Origin of the sequence: Altericista sp. CCNU0014 (genome assembly GCF_044923475.1) — a bacterium.
Classification (GTDB): domain Bacteria; phylum Cyanobacteriota; class Cyanobacteriia; order Thermosynechococcales; family Thermosynechococcaceae; genus JAAURS01.
The window spans coordinates 3397474-3413076 of sequence record NZ_CP137338.1; the positions used below are offsets into that span (position 1 = coordinate 3397474).

A 15603-nucleotide genomic window follows, 5' to 3' on the forward strand; every position below is an offset into this window, starting at 1 on the left:
ACATATTTACGCTAATCAAAGATAGAGCGATCGGTACGATCAAAAGCGATACTAGTATGTAGTATGTTGAGGTCCATAGCTTTAACCTATGTGATATTACAACCCCTTGCTTTTGAGAATAAAATCCACCCACAAAAAAGGCAGACCAAATTTGTACTATAAGACTTGTCCCAGCGACCTTAGTCCCAAATATAACTTCCAATATACCGACGACTATACCACCGACAAAAGTGCAGGCAACGATCGCGAGTGCCAATAGGTAAGCTTTGTTCCACATAAAAACTAGAGGGATTGATATTAATGTCAATAATTTGTGACAAATTAATTTCTTCACAAATATGTACTTAGTGTGCCCAGTCAAGATTGAAAGTAGCCTTTAGTTTTGTCAGAACGCTACTCGCGATCGACCTCAATGCGCCCTACCCCAGTTTTTGGGTAATAATTTTTGAGAATTTGCTCGTAGGTATAACCCTGTTCTGCCAGCTTAAGTGCCCCGAGCTGGCTCATCCCGTGCCCCTGGAAGGCTTCTGAAACAATATCATCAGAGGCAGCATACAGCGATTCCACGATGCCGCCGCGATAGCTGACAAAGGATCCTGCGGTTTGGTCTACCGCAGCGCGCGTGGTATCGGCTTCAGATTCAATGCCTTTGTAAACCTGGTAGTACTCATCCGAGCCGAGATGGTACAGCTGGTTGGCAGGTTTGAAATAGTAAGTCAGCGCGTAGGAACGGGCGGCGATCGCCTGAGCTTTGAGCGCCGCCGGAGGCCAACTGGGCGATACCTCCGCACCCAACACGCTGTAAAGATACCGTCGCAAACTGACATAGTTCACGGCCCAGAGCTGACCGCCATCGGCAACTAGCAATAGCGTCCCGCGATAGCCGCGATCGCCCAGGTAGAAAATGCCGTTTGAGTCGGGGACAACCCAAACGAGGTTTGGGGCGGGTTTTCCGCCAACGCTCATGCCTTGCGCGTCGGCTTGGACCCGGTAGGACTGAGCCGTTGTCAGCGGCTGGACGATTTGCCCCTGTCGGTCGAAGAGCTTGCCGCTGCCGGAAACCGCGATGCTGAGAGAAGCAGCCCCACTGGCAAGCGCCACGTGCATTTCGACAGAAGAATCCACATTGGGGTAGAGCGCAGCTCGTGCCAACTGACTGCGGCGAGCGAGTTCTGCTTTAGAGAGAACGGGTGGCTTCGATGGGGAGGGGAGCGGTGCCGATGGATTGGGTTGAGGTGGGGAGACGGCAGCTGACGGTGTAGCGCTGGGCCTGACGTTTAAAAACGGAAAAACCGAAACGCTCGGACTGGGCGAGGGGAGCGGTTCTTGCGTTACGATGTAGTTTGGCTCGGGTCGGAGCCTTGCCACGGTCCACATTGGGATAGCGACTAACGGTAGGGGCAACAGCCAGAACCCATATTTCAAAAATTTCGGGACAGTCGGTTTTGTCATGGTGGCGAGCGATCTAAAGTGTTCCTGACGGTATGAGTCAAGATATTCGCATTTGTTTCATTGGGGATTCCTTTGTCAATGGCACGGGCGATCGCACCTATCTAGGCTGGACGGGACGGTTATGCCTGGGTCTGGCAGAGCGAGGGTTAGCGGTCACTTACTATAATTTAGGCGTTCGCCGAGACACGAGCGTCGATATTGCCCATCGATGGGAGCGAGAAACAGCAACTCGCCTGCCTCAGGATTGCGATAACCGCATTGTCTTCTCCTTTGGCACTAACGATACCACCTTAGAAAACGAACGGCAGCGCGTCCCCATGCCCAACGCTCTCCAATCCTGCCGCCAGATTCTGAAGTCAGCGCAGGACCAATATCCCGTCCTCCTGATCGGGCCACCGCCCATCGCCGATTCCGCCCAGAATACCCGCACCCGCGACCTTTCCGAACGTTTCTCAGAACTTTGCGCGGACCTCAACGTTCCTTATTTGGATATTTTTACACCCCTGAGTCAGTCTACCGCCTGGCAAGAAGCCGTTGAGGCGGGAGATGGCGCGCATCCGGGGGCCGAAGGCTATGGGGCGATCGCCCATCTGATCCAAGCTTGGCCGACCTGGAAGCAATGGTTTGACGCGCCATGATTGTAGAATGGTTGCGCTTTAAAGTAGCGCCAAAATACCGAGAACAGTTTGTCCAAAAAGACGATGAAATCTGGACCACCTTTCTGCGGCAATATCCAGGCTTCCTCAAAAAAGAAGTGTGGATTAGCCCAGACGACCTCAGCGACGTGATGATTGCCATTCACTGGACCACCGTAGAACTCCAGCAGGCCATTCCCAAAGCAGCCCTGGAATCCATTGACAAACAATTCATTGAATCCCTAGCGGCCCCCTTTCAACTCATCGAAATCAAACTCTATCAAGTTCGCAAAATTGTAACGCAGCCCTAAAATCTTCCCCCATCTCCCCCACCCCTCACTGCACGGCTCGAATTTGCCGATTCGCACTCTCTTGAGCGCGGCGCAACGCAACTTGCAGCGATTGTTCGCCCAGCAACGCACTCAGAAATTGATTGTCAAAGGCCGTCATGATGGGAGAGGGATAGCGTCCGATTTGCCACGGCGTTGCATAGCGGACCCCCCTGACGAAAGGAGATCGCAGCCTATCTCGATCGTACCGAAGCAGTTGCGCCACCGATCGACGCGTCGGTAGCGCAAACCCGCTACTCGTCCACTTCCGCATCCCTGCCTTACCCGTCAGGTAAGCCATCAGCTTCCAGGCTTCCGGTTTGTGGCGGGCCCGACGATTCATCGCATAGGCCACTGTAAACGCCATCGTACCGGGACGCCCGTTCATTCTAGGGACTTCGGCAGTACCAAATTCAAGGGCCGGGAAATTTTCCTGCAAATAGGGAACAGCCCAACTGCCCTCAATCCCCATCGCCACCTTCTCCTGCCCCAACAAATCGCTACCCGAACTACTGCCGACATCGGAAGGAAGGACAGTCGTGCGATCGACCCGGTATCGATCTGCGATCGTTTGCAACCCCCGTAGCGCTTCGGGTTCGGCAAAACTAGCATAGCCTCGATCGTCGATCGCCCGTCCGCCATAGGCTTGAATCACATAAACCAGTCTCGCCAATTCAGGCGCAAGTCCCAATCCGTACTGTTCCGGGCGTCCATCTCGATTGCGATCCAGCGTCAACCGTTTTGCATCGCTTGATAGCTGCTCCCAAGTGAGAGGCGGCTCTTGCAGGCCAGCCACCCGGAATGCTCGCTTATTGTAGAACAGCACCAACGTCGAGTAGTCCTTCGGCAAGCCATAGAGCGTCTCCCCCGTCCGAAAGATTTTGAGTAGATTGGGTTCGAAGTCTTCTAAGTCAAAGTCTTTTGAAATGTAAGAGTTGAGCGGTTCTAGAACATTTGCCTGCATCAAAAAAGGAGCTTCCACGGCATCCAAATAAAAAACATCCGGTGCCGCATCCCCGATCAAACGCGTTTTGAGAACGTCCATGTATCGATCGGCAATACTCTCAAACCTGACGCGAATACCGGGATGGGTTTGCTCGAACTCCTTCAACAATTCTTGCAACAGCCGCTTCTCTACAGGACTCGCGCCCCATCCGCTCAGCTTGACGATCGCGGGTCTAGGAACTCGATCTGAAGATTGCCAAAGGGGCTGACATGCCGCGCTGAGTCCAGCAAGGCCGACGCTCAAGGCAATTCCTCTCAGCCAAGTCGAGATCATGACGCGTTACTCCAATCCTTCGAGTTCTAGATCGGGGGTGGCAGCTTCCACCCATTGCGATCGCATCATAACGAATTGCGTTCGGTCAATCGCTGCTGCAGTAGGGTTGCAAAAATAATCAAGAAGGCCAAGAAAAAGGCAATGGCCGCACCGTAGCCCAATTGCAAATCCCGAAAGACAGCTTGATAAATGAGCAGTACCACCGTCAGCGTGGCATTATTGGGGCCGCCAGAACCCCCTGAAAAAATATAGGATTGGTCGAATAGCTGAAACGTACCGATCGTTCCAGTCGCGACTACAAAGAAAGTAACGGGCTTCAGTTGAGGCAACGTGATGTATCGAAATTGCTGAACCCGACGGGCGCCGTCCAAGGTTGCGGCTTCGTAGAGAACCTGCGGAATATCTTGAAGCGCCGCCAGGTAGATTGTCATAAAAAAGGGTGCCGTAGACCAAATATTCATGAGCATGATGCCCTTAAGCGCGATCGCAGGATCGCCAAGCCAATTGTAGGTTGGCAGTCTCAGCCACCTTAACGCGTGGTTGAGGAGGCCATCCGCGTTATAAATCCACATAAAAATCAGCGTCAAAACCGCCGAAGAGGTTAGCGTGGGCAGGAAGTAAAGCACGCGCCAAAACCGTTGCCCCTTGATTCCAGCATTGAGCGTCACTGCTAACAGGAGCGCTAGCATCGTCTGGAGCGGAACGACGACAAGGACGTACTCAATGGTATTTTTAAGTGCAATACCAACGCGATCGTCTTGGACGAGACGTTCGACGTTGCGCAAACCTATAAATTCAAACTCTAAACCTCCCAGCAAACGAACCTTCTGAAAGGTAAGGAAGAAAGCCAATAAGATGGGTAGGGCCACAAACGTTCCTAAGGCTAAAATGGCAGGACCCATGAAGAGATAGCCCGTCAGGTTTTCATGCCGTTTCAACATATAAAGTTATTAACCCCTCCTTCAGACAACATACCCCACCGATAAAGCGATCGAAGTCAGTAGAGTCGTAGCGGGCGTTTTAGATGAGAGACAAGCAAACCTATTTTAAGATTTTTCAATATTTCTTACTATGCATCTATGGGTTCATAACGTTAGTGCCATTTTTGTGGGCTATTTCGGCCTCGTTCAAGCCCCTTGCGGAAATCGCGAGCGGAGAGCCGACCTGGATTCCCAAACATTTTACCCTCGACAACTACCGCCAAATTTTTATTAACGAACCTTTATTTGGCCGCTGGCTCCTTAACAGTCTCGTCATCGGCATTAGCGTCACGCTTTTAAATCTCCTGTGCAATTCAATGGCAGGCTACGCCCTCGCTCGATTGAATTTTACAGGACGGCGTTTCTGGTTTTTCTTCGTTTTAGCTGTCCTAGCGGTTCCGGCTCAGATCGTGCTGATTCCAACTTTTTTGATTTTGAAATCGATGGGATGGCTCAATACCTATCAGGGCGCGATCGTACCGGGCATGGCAAATGCTACATTTATTTTCATGATGCGGCAGTTCTTTGTGAATTTTCCCAAAGAACTGGAAGAGGCCGCCGCCCTGGATGGGCTAAATCCATTTCAAATCCTTTGGTATATCGTACTACCGCTGGCAAAACCCGCTCTCGCGGCACAAGCTATCTTCGTGTTTATGGGGAGCTGGAATAATTTCTTACTGCCCGTGGTGATTCTGTTTGACCCAGAGATGTTCACGCTGCCCTTGGGGCTAAACGCATTTAAGGGGCAGTATATTAGCTACTGGAACTACATCATGGCAGCATCTGTCGTCTTCACGCTGCCAGTCTTAGTTTTGTACGGTTTTTTCAATCGCTACTTTATCCGCAATGTAACCTTCACCGGCACAAAAGGCTGACGAAAGCATTGCAAAGCTGCACGAGCGATTGAAATGCGATCGCCGATGCAGTTTTTGCCTACAATTGGATGTTTTTGTTTACTTGGCTTTTCTCCCCGAGGTTCTAGGCGTTTTTGCTTTGGTAGGCGTTTTTGCTGCTATCGGGGTTTTTCGAGTTTTTGCTGCTGGACCTTTGGGTGCTGCCGTTTTGGTCGCAGCATTCGATGTTGATTTAGAGGAATTCCTCGACGTCCCGTTGGATTCGTTCGGCAAGTTCAGCGCTTCCAAACGGTAAGTCGAGGGTTTGGGCGCTCTTCCCCATAGCTTGTTCTTGACGCCCGTGAGCAAGGCGGTCTTGATTCTTACCCGTTCGGCCTTGAGGTCGGCTGGGCTGAGGTCGCCGTAGAGGCTCTGAATGATGGTATCGTGGTGCAGATCTTCCCCAGCATAGGATTTAAGAACCGAACGAATTGCCTCCAGTTTCGTGATCCCTTCGTATGCAGGCAATAAGGGAAGCGAATTCCGTTTCTTAACGGCTGGCGTTGCCGTCGTTTTTGCCACAGCCGCCTCAGCACCAACTTTATTATTCTGAGCGCGAGGCTTAGACCCTAGCTGGGATGACTTTCTCGGACTGGGTTGGGTTGTCTCAGTCGCAACGGGTTCTGCTGAGATGGGAGAAGTTTTCTGCTGACCGTTTTTCTTGCTGCGACCGTTGCCTTTGCTCGTCGATGCATCGATGAGATAGCTGGATGGGGTTGCTGCCTTCTGCCACAGCCCGAGTTTCACCCCTTGATATAACAAGGTTTTCAATCTCAAGCGTTCTTTTTTATGCTCGGCTGCGCCGAGGTTTCCAAACAGCGTTTGGGTCAGCGTGTCTATGGTTACTTCTTTACCCCGGCTGTCGCCTAATACCCGTGCAATGGCATCCAGTCTCTTGAGTCCTTGATAGGCTGGCACGAGCGTCTGGGAGGTACCCTTGCGCGAACTTGGGGCTGATTTTGGTGCGGCTTTTGGTGCGGCTTGAATTCTTTTCTCCTTGCGCGGTTTGCCAGTGCGGGTTTGACGGGTACGCGGAGAGAAATCTTCTGCTTGAGACGGTGCTGGCGGTATCGCAGTCGTGTCTTCGGCCTGGGGATGAAGGGCTAGCACTGTAGTTCTTGGTTCGATTTGAACCCGTAGAGAGGAGACTCCCTTAGATGGAACTAACTGATTCAGCAACAGGGCATTCACATGGGAAAGTTGTTCTCTGAAGTGTATCGCCTTTGCATCGGCATCGGTAAGCGCTTGCTCGTACTGGGATTTCAGAGCAATAAGCTGGTTAGTTAAGACTTGTTCTGTGTTGATTGCAGTCATTTTCTACAATTAATGGAAATTTACTTGTTCTTATATCCTATTTCACGTTTGGGGAAAAATATAACTTTTTTAGAATATACGATCTTTTTATTTCTATTTGTTTCTATGGCACGATCGATATCTCAACTGTTTGTGTGTGAATATTGCGGGCAGTTCTTCTTTACAGATCGCCTCAATCCTTTTATTTTCAACACCTTCGCGCTGCTCGCGAGCAGCGCTGCATGGGGAGAGCCGAACTGCTAGCAGCCAATGCGCTCTAACTCATTTGCCACTCTATATAGTTATCGACCGATGAGTGGCGATCGCCCGAGATTATTCTGTGGCCATCTCTCACAATTTCCTCATAGGGTTTTCCTTTTAGACTCAAACACTAGAAGTGGTCTTTCACGCCTCAGGAAGTTCTACTGGGGACTTTCTGAAGCTAAAGCAGCGCAACGGCTCAAACACTATGGAGCCAGTGAATTATCGGAACCGCCCCGGCGATCGCTCTTCCTAGGCGTCACGATGGTGACGGGGGATTGCGGGTTGACCGCCAAGGCGATCGCCCATCAGATCGGGTTGGCAGACCGGAAGGTGAGGGTGGTGACGGGAGAAAACCTGAGGCACCTCTGCGACACGCAACTGCGGCGCATGTTGCAACATCCGTCGGGGTTAGTATTTGCGCGGATGCTACCGGAGCAAAAATTGCGATTGGCGCAGGCGTACAAAGATTTGGGCTATATTGCGTTATGCTTCGCGGACAAAAGGGACCGCACGATCGAGCGTACCTTAGCTTTCAACTCTCGCTCGCTGAAATCATTACAAAAGAAAAACAGCCATGACTTTACAATTCCGATGTCATGACTGCTGATTCGTTTGCTAAATATTTTGAGGTCCGGGCATTACGATCTAAACCCTCGCCAACTCGGGCTCGGGCCGCTTGCTGCTGCGGATAGAGCGAATCGCCTCAGCGTAGTCCGGCGTATTAAAGACCGCAGACCCAGCGACGATCGCATTGGCTCCGGCTTCCAAAACCTGCCAAGTATTAGCGCCTTTGAGGCCCCCATCCACCTCGATCCAGGGATCGAGCCCGCGTTCGTCGCACATTTGACGGAGCTGACGAATCTTAGGAACCACGCCTGGAATAAAACTTTGGCCTCCAAACCCAGGATTCACGCTCATGATCAGCACGAGATCGCACAGATCTAAAACATACTCAATTTGATCTAAAGAACTACCGGGATTCAGAACCACCCCAGCCATTTTGCCCAGCTCCTTAATTTGGCCTAAAGTGCGGTGGAGGTGAGTGGTGGCGCTGGCTTCCGCATGCACCGAAATAATATCTGCCCCCGCCTTGGCAAAATCTGCCACGTACCGCTCCGGCTCCACGATCATGAGGTGAACGTCCAGGGGCTTTTTGGTAACTGGACGCAGCGCTTCCACGATCAGCGGCCCGATCGTAATATTGGGGACAAACCTTCCGTCCATCACATCCACATGGATCCAATCCGCTCCCGCCTCGTCCACCGCGCGGACATCCTCTCCCAAATGGCTGAAATCTGCGGACAAAATCGAAGGCGAAATGACAATAGGCTTGGTGGAAGTCATGGTTTTAATGGGTTCTCTTAAAGGGCGGTGCAGAAGAAACGCGACACGATCGATTTACTGTAGTCAGTTTAACAAAATCTTTAAAAATCCCCTAGACATCCTGTCAGATTTTCCGTACCCGCGCTCCAATAACCCCTATAATTGGTCTTGCCCATTTGAAACGTAAAATCTATGCCCCAGGCCGTTGGAGTTATTCAGACCGTTGGGTTTCCTCCTGTATTGGCCGCTGCGGATGCCATGGTCAAGGCAGGTGCTGTAACGCTTGTATACTACGGCCTAGCAGAGCGAGCAGAATTTCTGGTGGCCGTTCGGGGACACGTATCAGAGGTAACGCGAGCCGTTGAAGCTGGCGTTAAGGCAGGAGAGGAAACCCCTGGCGGCATTGTAGTGAGTCACTACATTGTGCCAAATCCTCCTGAGAACGTAGAGAGCGTTTTGCCCATCCACTTTACCGAAGAGGTTGAAGATTTTCGATTTAGCCTTTAAGCTTAGTCCGTCGATTTTGTCAGTCTAGAAGCCCCCAGTATCCCTTCAGGAGTTAATTGCAATGTCGAATTCAGTGCCTTCCCAGCAGGCGGTCGGATCGTTAGAAACAAAAGGTTTTCCGGCAGTATTGGCAGCTTCGGATGCCATGTTGAAGGCGGGTCGGGTTACTTTGGTTGGCTATCTCCGTGCCGGAAGCGCGCGTTTTACCGTGAACATTCGCGGCGATGTGTCTGAGGTCAAGCAAGCGATGGCAGCGGGGGTCGATGTAGTTGAGAAGGTTTACGGCGGCGTCCTTGAAACCTGGGTGATCATTCCTCGACCCCATGAAAACGTCGAGCGCGTTTTGCCCATTGGTTATACGGAAGAAGTAGAAGAGTTTCGGCAAGAAACGCAGGGCGTAAATTTTAGGGCGCTCGGTCCTTCCAGGTAGCATCCCAGGTAGCATCTCAGTCATCTTTAATTGCAAGGCGTCCCGCGATCGAGCGCGGGACGCTTTCTATGTTGCTTGCTTTATTACTTATTTAGAAGCAGGAGGGGTTGCAGGTTTAGATACAGGAGGGGTTGCAGGAGGCTTTGCAGGAGTAGGAGTAGGCTTAGAAGTAGGAGGGGTTGCAGAAGTCTTCAGGCAGTTTAAAGTCCGCAGGGTTGCTGCGGCTGAGTAATTCCGAAACGCGGGGGCATTAGGGGCAAAGGCTTTCCCTGCTTCATTAAAGGGAGATGCGACCCCGCAATAGGTAGACATTTGCGTAATTAAGTCTGCGGCCCAATGCCCTGTTATATCTTCAAAGGCAAAGGCTGCTTGGGTCGGCGCTAAAGTGGTGGGCTGCTTTTTGAGCGTTTTGGCATACTCCGCAGATCGCTTTAGCACAGCCAACAATTCTGCACGAGTGACAGGCTTTTCGGGGGCAAAGGTGCCGTCTTGGTACCCAGTCACAATTTTGTTATCGCGAGCAAAAGCAATTTTAGCTGCACTCCAACGCTTTAAATCCACATCTGGGTAAGGATTGGTCGTCGCGGCAGCGGGTACCGCAAGCTGGATACCTGGCAGCGTCTTGAGCGCTTCTAGAACCATTGATACAAGCTGTTCTCTGGTCAGCGGCGTTTGGGGACGGAAGGTATTGTCTTGGAACCCCGCAATAAATTTAAGCCCCACCGCATCTTTAATCTCTTTGAGATATACATCCCCCGCAACATCGCCGAAGGGTAGGGCATCGCCATCGTCACGGGTGAGATAGACGTGACCCAACACTTTTTCTTTTGCGGGTTCTTTCTCTTTTGCGGGTGTGGTAAAGGTGCGTTTGGAAAAATACCAGCCCGGATCGAGCTGGATTTTAGCAAAGTCCCTAACCATTCCGTTGGTGCGGCCAATTTCAATTTCAGGGTCTTTGGAATCGTCGGGGGAGCCGACTAGGACCATATCGTTATTGCGGTAACGAATGCGAAGGGTATATTTGCCTCCCAAGTCTTGCCCATTCATGCGGATGGAAAAGCCGTTGGCGTCAGTGCTGCGCCCGCAAATTCCAGTGAAGTTGAACTTGAGTAAGAGCGGGTCTACAATGACGGGCTGACTGCCGCTTTCGCTCCAACATTGCTGTTTGTCGGTGATTTGTTCTAAGACGAGGAGTTGGTGTGCGTTTTGGCCGAGGGGCTGGGCGATTGCGATAAATTTAGATTGGTCTACTGTTTTTTGACCGAAAACCGCAGCTAAAGCAGGCCCAGGGGGGAATGATGCTGCGACCAATCCCGCGCTCAAAGTGGCAAAAATGGGAAAACAGGGGGTAGGAACGTGCATTATTAAATTCTTAAACGCGAAGGGATGAATAGGGGGAAGACAAAGGCTCGGACATCGATGTCGATGATTCAGTCGTGTTGATACTACAGTCGTTTAGCGAAATTGCCAAGTTCCCGATGGGAAACGCAATCGATTGAGATCCCTAACGGTCAAATTTCTGCCCTTTGACCGGAGGTTGCATCGTCCGCCGAACTCAAGATAACGGGAGAGGATTTAACCCTCAATTGTTCGATGGTGCCCTGAATGGTTCCCGCGATCGGAATGGCTAAAATTACCCCTAGTACGCCAGCAATACGCGCCCCCAACAACAATGCGACAAAAATCCAGATGGGGTTGAGTCCAGTAATTCGCCCCAACAAGCGAGGAGATATGACATTGTCTTTGAACTGCTGCAGCGAGATTGCTGTGAGGGCGACCCAAAATGCAGGCCAAACCCCTTGGAGTAGCGCCAGGAGCGTGACCAGCCCAATCCCGAGCGTCGCTCCAATAAAAGGAATGAGATTTGACAACCCCACTAGCAATGCAAATAACAGCGCAAACTTAATCTGTAGCAGCAAAAAAATGGGGGTTAGCCCTAGCAACATAAATAGCGCCAGCAAAAACTGACTGATAAAAAATTGTCGGAGATTGAACTGAAGCGATCGATCCAAAGCAGACCCGAGTTTAGTCGGGAGCACATCCACCAATCCGCGCCACATCCGCTGGCCGTACAGCAACATGTAAACGGCCAAGATCAGAATGAAAATCGTGTCGAGCAATCTGCCCAACGTACCGATCGCCAGACCAGGCAACCACGACACGAGGGTTTGGGTGATCTGCTCTAGCTGACGGATGAATTGATTGAGATCGACTTTCAAACCGTGGCTGAGCACGAACTTTCGAAGCCAAGATAACTGCTGTCCGGCACCATCTACCCAGTTTGGCAGTAAAGCCAAAAGCTGATTGGCCTGGTCGATGACCAAAGGGATGACCGTAAAGCCAAGCAGACCGACTCCCGATACTACTGCCGCTAACACCATTAAAATTGCGGGCAGTCGATTCACCTTCCGTTGGGTGAGCCAATGGACCGGATAGCTCAGCAAAATTGCCAGAATTGCAGCCACGAGCACGATGGTAATCACCTGCTCGAAATACTGAAAAACCTGCCCGAGCACCCAAAAATTCAGAAATAAAATTGGTCCGCTCAGACCCCAGACTAAATACTGTCGATAGATGTCTGAATCTTTCCGCATGAATCGATCTGTCCTTGAAAGTCTTTCAGCGAATCGAGGCAAACACTGGGCGCAGAGCGATCGCCTCGGTTGAGAATGAGCGCGAATACGTGAATTGCTCTGATTTTAGGGCACAACGCCCCTCCTCGCCGTGCCGCAACAAGATAGGATGTTGGGGAAAATGAATCGCACGGGTGAAATTTATGGCCGGACCGATCTATCCTCACTGGCATTGGCGTAAGGTCTTGCGTCAGTGCTCGATTGTATTGGTAGCAACGCTACTAATGTTACCCGTGGCAATGGGGTCGGCGATCGCCACGGGGATTGCAGACGTACCCTTGGTCCGAGCGGGTAGCCCGACCAAATTGATCGACCAAGGAGAAGTGTTGAGCTTACTCAACAAAAATGCGCTAGACAAAAAGCTGACCAAGCTGGCCGAAACGACGGGCAACGAAGTTCGATTTGTCACCATCCGGCGCTTCGACTACGGATTAACGGCCCCCACCTTTACGAACGAACTCTTCGAACGCTGGTTTCCCACGCCTGAAACCCAGGCCAAACAGACCCTCATTCTATTGGATACTCAAACTAAAACCACTGGCATTCGCACTGGAGATGAGGTCAAGCGCATCATGACCGATGATGTCGCCCAGAGTATTGCCGAAGAAACAATGCTCCCCCCTATCCGAGAGGGCAACTACAATCAAGGGTTTTTAGATGCGGCCAATCGCCTCTCTTTAGTGCTCTCTGGCGAATCAGACCCAGGCCCTCCTGAAATTAAAGTGGTTGAGGTTGAAAGTACCTTTACCAAAGCCGAAGAAACAGATGATAAAAGCGCCAGCATTATCGTAGTAGTGCTGCTCCTGGCAGCTACCATTATCCCGATGGCTACCTATTATTGGTACCAGCGCGACTGAACCGCGATCGAACTGCGACTAAATCCAGACTAAATTCTAAATTAGGCTATTCCCGGAATAGAAACTACCAACCATTCTGGAGGGGCGCACATACGTTGCGCCCCTACTCGGTGTTCTCTTTTCTAGAAATTGCCGTATTACAAGGCGTTAGCTCTCGCAAATACTGGGCGTTGCTGCCAGCCGCTTGGCACTGGTACGCACCTGCTCGATTTCTGCGGGAAGCCAAGCGTGAGGGCCGTGGCAGTAATGAGCGACGAGTAAACCCCATAACCCTTTGGGGATGAGAATCGGGACTGCTAAATTAGCGCGAACCCGAATGCCGTGCAAAAACTCGCGGTGGCACTCGTGAATGGGATCGACGAAGGTATCGTCGATCGCCCGGTAGCGCCCCGCCTCATACAGCGCCGCATACTCGTCGTTGAAACAGTCATCCGCGCCCGTCGATCCCAGAATCGTCAGTTCTCGATCGCTGAGCGCTTCAGATACGACCTGTCCTTTCCAGGGGCGGAAAAAGTAATAGAGCACCACTCGGTCGGCTTGGAGTTGTTGTTGAAGCTGAAGGGTCGTTTCTCTCACGACAGTATCCCGTTGCAGGTTGCTGCACAGGCGATCGACGACCCTTTGCAGCCACTGACTTTCAGTTGAGGAAGAAGGGCGATTGGGTTCTAGATGCGATAGGTCGTCCACAAATTTCCGGAACCGGTATATTTTCAAAACTGCGCTTGAGGGGCACGCAACCCGACGCAAACATTTTAATCGATTTGCAGGCGGTCGATGCTGACTTGCGCTTCGTCCTCCCCTTTCATCATTGGACCAACTGCTTGAGGTATACCGTAATATGCTCTGGCATTAGGTTAATGCCTAACATTGACTTCAACAGATAGAGAGACAGCACGATAAATCCGCTAATGGCAAGGTTAGTACTCAACAACAGCAGTACGGCTGCTATGGTATTGCCGACTTTAGTCAATCCCCGCACTTGGCGATCGCGCTGCCGATCGCGCCGATCCTTGCCGACCATCAACACTACGTAAAAACGGGTTACGACGAGATCGACTTCAAATCGAATATCTATAAAACGGGTATCGATCGGCTTAGGTCGGCGTGGCGATCGCTCCGTCAGCCCCCGCTCGGATTCATCCAGCGTGTCGGCTCTGTTTGAGAAGCTGTCTCTATCGAGCTCGTTCATAGAATTTAGTGCGGATAGCCAGTCGTAAAGTGATAGACGTGAAATCCCGTCCCTAGACCGCTCCAGCATAAACCGACAACGAATCCAAAGGATGGAATGCGACCCAAGCGCCAAGAGTTCAATCCACGACGAGCAAAGGCCACCATCACGATCGAAAGCGTACTTTGCACCCATAGCTTGAGCAACAAAGCGGCCCAAATTTGAGAGATCGCGTGATGCATCGCCTGGGGTAGCGCGTCGGTCAGCGTTGCAAACCACATGAGGGCCAGCAGCCCTACCATGGCAGGGGCGATCGCCGCCGAGCCAGCCCAGGCTAAATGGAGCACCGCGACTAGCGTTCCCAACCAAATTAAGGGTGAAAAGCCGTAGGCGGCCAGACTCATACCTAGGTTGCAGGCCATCAGCCACAGCAATAGGGCATACATTCCTGACCCAAGCCAAGCCAGAAGGCCGTACTTTTTTGAAGAAGAGGCCATGGCAGGTTGCACCAAAGCAGAACTTTAAAGAGAGAAGGTTAGTTTATCTAGCATTCACCGATAGCTGTCACTTTAGATCGCGATCGACGGACCGAATTGAATTGAGAGATCGGTTTGCCTCCTCCGCAAGGCGGCAGAGAAAACCAGTCCTACTGGCCTGTTACCCTAGTTAAGACCGCTGACAATGGCAATATCAACAATGAATCTTTCACTCAAACGGTTACTGGCTTTAGGTTTGTGCTGTGCGGCACTGCTGTTAGGTGGGAGCGCGATCGCCGCTCCCTTTACTCTACCGCCGCTTCCCTATGACTACAACGCGCTAGAGCCATACATTGACGCTCAAACGATGAAGCTGCATCACGACAAGCACCATGCAGCTTACATAAACAACCTCAATCAAGCCCTTGAAAAACACCCAGAACTAAAAGACACCGCAATTGAAGCCTTGGTTAAGACTCCCGATCGACTGCCTGAAGACATTCGGATGGCCGTTCGCAACAATGGCGGGGGGCACTACAACCACACCCTGTTTTGGACCATCATGAGTCCTGAGGGGGGTGGCACGCCTACGGGCAAGCTTGCCGCAGCCATTGACAGCAGTTTTGGCAGCTTTAAAAAGTTTCAAGAGGCGTTTGAATCCGCAGGTGCAGGCCGGTTTGGCAGCGGCTGGGTATGGCTGGTCAAAAATGCCCAAGACAAGCTTGAAATTACCACCACGCCCAATCAAGATTCGCCCTTGGCCGAAGGTGCGTACCCGATTATGGGAAATGACGTATGGGAACACGCTTACTACCTGAAGTACCAAAACCGTCGCCCTGAATACCTCAAAGCGTGGTGGAATGTAGTGAACTGGCCGGAAATCGGCAAGCGGTTCGAATCCGAACCCACTTGATTGCCGATTTCAACGATTGGGAAAGGCTTAAAGCCTCAAATCATTCTGTTTCGGCTAAGGGATAGCCTTGGGGTTCGGCTGTCCCTTGGCTGCGTCAAGTGTTACGATAAAAATGTTAAGTATTTTTTACGAATCGGGTGGAAAGCTGCCGCCTCAGAGCGCCAACGCTAA

The 15603-nt window shown here is 51.4% G+C and carries 19 protein-coding genes; 9 read left to right on the top strand and 10 right to left on the bottom strand.

Features of this window, described 5'->3' with window-relative positions; genetic code table 11:
* Positions 1 to 393: 393 nt before the first annotated feature.
* Positions 394 to 1452 carry a SpoIID/LytB domain-containing protein gene (locus R6H26_RS16195; RefSeq protein ID WP_404783741.1) on the bottom strand — a complete coding sequence of 353 codons (1059 nt, stop codon included), beginning with the start codon at positions 1450 to 1452 and terminating at the stop codon, positions 394 to 396.
* A 32-nt stretch (positions 1453 to 1484) separates the two neighbouring features.
* On the opposite strand from R6H26_RS16195, the gene R6H26_RS16200 reads away from it, so the two are divergent.
* Both R6H26_RS16200 and R6H26_RS16205 read left to right on the top strand, forming a co-directional pair.
* Complete coding sequence (locus R6H26_RS16200) at positions 1485 to 2090, top strand: GDSL-type esterase/lipase family protein (RefSeq protein ID WP_404783743.1); 606 nt, start codon at positions 1485 to 1487, stop codon at positions 2088 to 2090.
* Positions 2087 to 2398 carry a TIGR03792 family protein gene (locus tag R6H26_RS16205; protein WP_404783745.1) on the top strand — a complete coding sequence of 104 codons (312 nt, stop codon included), beginning with the start codon at positions 2087 to 2089 and terminating at the stop codon, positions 2396 to 2398. The genes R6H26_RS16200 and R6H26_RS16205 overlap by 4 nt, the downstream gene beginning before the upstream one ends.
* Before the next feature lie 25 nt (positions 2399 to 2423).
* Here the strand turns inward: R6H26_RS16205 and R6H26_RS16210 are convergent, their stop codons facing one another.
* Together R6H26_RS16210 and R6H26_RS16215 are read right to left on the bottom strand one after the other, a co-directional pair.
* Positions 2424 to 3695 (bottom strand): ABC transporter substrate-binding protein, encoded by a 1272-nt coding sequence (locus R6H26_RS16210; protein WP_404783747.1) that lies wholly within the window; start codon positions 3693 to 3695, stop codon positions 2424 to 2426.
* Positions 3696 to 3760: 65 nt separating this feature from the next.
* Positions 3761 to 4636 carry a carbohydrate ABC transporter permease gene (locus R6H26_RS16215; protein WP_404783749.1) on the bottom strand — a complete coding sequence of 292 codons (876 nt, stop codon included), beginning with the start codon at positions 4634 to 4636 and terminating at the stop codon, positions 3761 to 3763.
* Between the two features lie 155 nt (positions 4637 to 4791).
* Between R6H26_RS16215 and R6H26_RS16220 the strand changes: the two genes are divergently transcribed.
* The gene (locus R6H26_RS16220; protein WP_404783750.1) at positions 4792 to 5550 is read left to right on the top strand and encodes a carbohydrate ABC transporter permease; all 759 of its coding nucleotides are present in this window, start codon (positions 4792 to 4794) and stop codon (positions 5548 to 5550) included.
* A 78-nt stretch (positions 5551 to 5628) separates the two neighbouring features.
* On the opposite strand, the gene R6H26_RS16225 is transcribed toward R6H26_RS16220, so the two are convergent.
* Entirely contained in the window at positions 5629 to 6882 is a 1254-nt protein-coding gene (locus tag R6H26_RS16225; RefSeq protein ID WP_404783752.1) for a hypothetical protein, read from the bottom strand.
* A gap of 105 nt (positions 6883 to 6987) precedes the next feature.
* Here R6H26_RS16225 and R6H26_RS16230 point away from each other — a divergent pair, with 105 nt between their 5' ends.
* Positions 6988 to 7125 (top strand): hypothetical protein, encoded by a 138-nt coding sequence (locus R6H26_RS16230; protein WP_404783753.1) that lies wholly within the window; start codon positions 6988 to 6990, stop codon positions 7123 to 7125.
* A gap of 48 nt (positions 7126 to 7173) precedes the next feature.
* On the top strand, positions 7174 to 7725 hold the full coding sequence (locus R6H26_RS16235) for a hypothetical protein (protein WP_404783755.1): 552 nt from the start codon (positions 7174 to 7176) through the stop codon (positions 7723 to 7725).
* Between the two features lie 45 nt (positions 7726 to 7770).
* On the opposite strand, the gene rpe is transcribed toward R6H26_RS16235, so the two are convergent.
* Positions 7771 to 8469: a ribulose-phosphate 3-epimerase gene (rpe, locus tag R6H26_RS16240; RefSeq protein ID WP_404783757.1), complete on the bottom strand. Its 699-nt coding sequence runs from the start codon at positions 8467 to 8469 to the stop codon at positions 7771 to 7773.
* A gap of 171 nt (positions 8470 to 8640) precedes the next feature.
* On the opposite strand from rpe, the gene R6H26_RS16245 reads away from it, so the two are divergent.
* Together R6H26_RS16245 and R6H26_RS16250 are read left to right on the top strand one after the other, a co-directional pair.
* Positions 8641 to 8955, top strand: coding sequence for a carbon dioxide-concentrating mechanism protein CcmK (locus R6H26_RS16245; protein WP_404783759.1), 315 nt, complete (start codon positions 8641 to 8643; stop codon positions 8953 to 8955).
* A 73-nt stretch (positions 8956 to 9028) separates the two neighbouring features.
* The gene (locus R6H26_RS16250) at positions 9029 to 9385 is read left to right on the top strand and encodes a carbon dioxide-concentrating mechanism protein CcmK (RefSeq protein ID WP_404791351.1); all 357 of its coding nucleotides are present in this window, start codon (positions 9029 to 9031) and stop codon (positions 9383 to 9385) included.
* 87 nt (positions 9386 to 9472) lie between these two features.
* Here the strand turns inward: R6H26_RS16250 and R6H26_RS16255 are convergent, their stop codons facing one another.
* Entirely contained in the window at positions 9473 to 10747 is a 1275-nt protein-coding gene (locus R6H26_RS16255; protein WP_404783760.1) for a DUF3747 domain-containing protein, read from the bottom strand.
* Between the two features lie 149 nt (positions 10748 to 10896).
* Positions 10897 to 11979 (bottom strand): AI-2E family transporter, encoded by a 1083-nt coding sequence (locus tag R6H26_RS16260; protein WP_404783761.1) that lies wholly within the window; start codon positions 11977 to 11979, stop codon positions 10897 to 10899.
* Between the two features lie 182 nt (positions 11980 to 12161).
* Here R6H26_RS16260 and psb32 point away from each other — a divergent pair, with 182 nt between their 5' ends.
* On the top strand, positions 12162 to 12875 hold the full coding sequence (gene psb32 / locus R6H26_RS16265; protein WP_404783762.1) for a photosystem II repair protein Psb32: 714 nt from the start codon (positions 12162 to 12164) through the stop codon (positions 12873 to 12875).
* Between the two features lie 147 nt (positions 12876 to 13022).
* Here the strand turns inward: psb32 and R6H26_RS16270 are convergent, their stop codons facing one another.
* From R6H26_RS16270 to R6H26_RS16280, 3 genes are all read right to left on the bottom strand, one after another.
* The gene (locus tag R6H26_RS16270; protein ID WP_404783763.1) at positions 13023 to 13562 is read right to left on the bottom strand and encodes a GAF domain-containing protein; all 540 of its coding nucleotides are present in this window, start codon (positions 13560 to 13562) and stop codon (positions 13023 to 13025) included.
* A gap of 118 nt (positions 13563 to 13680) precedes the next feature.
* Positions 13681 to 14064, bottom strand: coding sequence for a hypothetical protein (locus R6H26_RS16275; RefSeq protein ID WP_404783764.1), 384 nt, complete (start codon positions 14062 to 14064; stop codon positions 13681 to 13683).
* A 5-nt stretch (positions 14065 to 14069) separates the two neighbouring features.
* Positions 14070 to 14540, bottom strand: a complete 471-nt coding sequence (locus R6H26_RS16280; protein ID WP_404783765.1) for a hypothetical protein — start codon at positions 14538 to 14540, stop codon at positions 14070 to 14072.
* A gap of 199 nt (positions 14541 to 14739) precedes the next feature.
* On the opposite strand from R6H26_RS16280, the gene R6H26_RS16285 reads away from it, so the two are divergent.
* Positions 14740 to 15432, top strand: coding sequence for a superoxide dismutase (locus R6H26_RS16285; protein ID WP_404783767.1), 693 nt, complete (start codon positions 14740 to 14742; stop codon positions 15430 to 15432).
* The last annotated feature ends 171 nt before the right edge of the window (positions 15433 to 15603 follow it).

What these genes read in the sequence shown, in the direction of transcription:
- R6H26_RS16195 (WP_404783741.1), bottom strand. Translation starts at nt 1,452, where the DNA reads ATGACAAAACCGACTGTCCCGAAATTTTTGAAATATGGGTTCTGGCTG.
- R6H26_RS16260 (WP_404783761.1), bottom strand. Translation starts at nt 11,979, where the DNA reads ATGCGGAAAGATTCAGACATCTATCGACAGTATTTAGTCTGGGGTCTG.
- R6H26_RS16275 (WP_404783764.1), bottom strand. Translation starts at nt 14,064, where the DNA reads ATGAACGAGCTCGATAGAGACAGCTTCTCAAACAGAGCCGACACGCTG.
- R6H26_RS16200 (WP_404783743.1), top strand. Translation starts at nt 1,485, where the DNA reads ATGAGTCAAGATATTCGCATTTGTTTCATTGGGGATTCCTTTGTCAAT.
- R6H26_RS16230 (WP_404783753.1), top strand. Translation starts at nt 6,988, where the DNA reads ATGGCACGATCGATATCTCAACTGTTTGTGTGTGAATATTGCGGGCAG.
- psb32 (WP_404783762.1), top strand. Translation starts at nt 12,162, where the DNA reads ATGGCCGGACCGATCTATCCTCACTGGCATTGGCGTAAGGTCTTGCGT.
- R6H26_RS16280 (WP_404783765.1), bottom strand. Translation starts at nt 14,540, where the DNA reads ATGGCCTCTTCTTCAAAAAAGTACGGCCTTCTGGCTTGGCTTGGGTCA.
- R6H26_RS16205 (WP_404783745.1), top strand. Translation starts at nt 2,087, where the DNA reads ATGATTGTAGAATGGTTGCGCTTTAAAGTAGCGCCAAAATACCGAGAA.
- R6H26_RS16215 (WP_404783749.1), bottom strand. Translation starts at nt 4,636, where the DNA reads ATGTTGAAACGGCATGAAAACCTGACGGGCTATCTCTTCATGGGTCCT.
- R6H26_RS16255 (WP_404783760.1), bottom strand. Translation starts at nt 10,747, where the DNA reads ATGCACGTTCCTACCCCCTGTTTTCCCATTTTTGCCACTTTGAGCGCG.
- R6H26_RS16210 (WP_404783747.1), bottom strand. Translation starts at nt 3,695, where the DNA reads ATGATCTCGACTTGGCTGAGAGGAATTGCCTTGAGCGTCGGCCTTGCT.
- R6H26_RS16245 (WP_404783759.1), top strand. Translation starts at nt 8,641, where the DNA reads ATGCCCCAGGCCGTTGGAGTTATTCAGACCGTTGGGTTTCCTCCTGTA.
- R6H26_RS16225 (WP_404783752.1), bottom strand. Translation starts at nt 6,882, where the DNA reads ATGACTGCAATCAACACAGAACAAGTCTTAACTAACCAGCTTATTGCT.
- R6H26_RS16235 (WP_404783755.1), top strand. Translation starts at nt 7,174, where the DNA reads ATGAGTGGCGATCGCCCGAGATTATTCTGTGGCCATCTCTCACAATTT.
- R6H26_RS16285 (WP_404783767.1), top strand. Translation starts at nt 14,740, where the DNA reads ATGAATCTTTCACTCAAACGGTTACTGGCTTTAGGTTTGTGCTGTGCG.
- rpe (WP_404783757.1), bottom strand. Translation starts at nt 8,469, where the DNA reads ATGACTTCCACCAAGCCTATTGTCATTTCGCCTTCGATTTTGTCCGCA.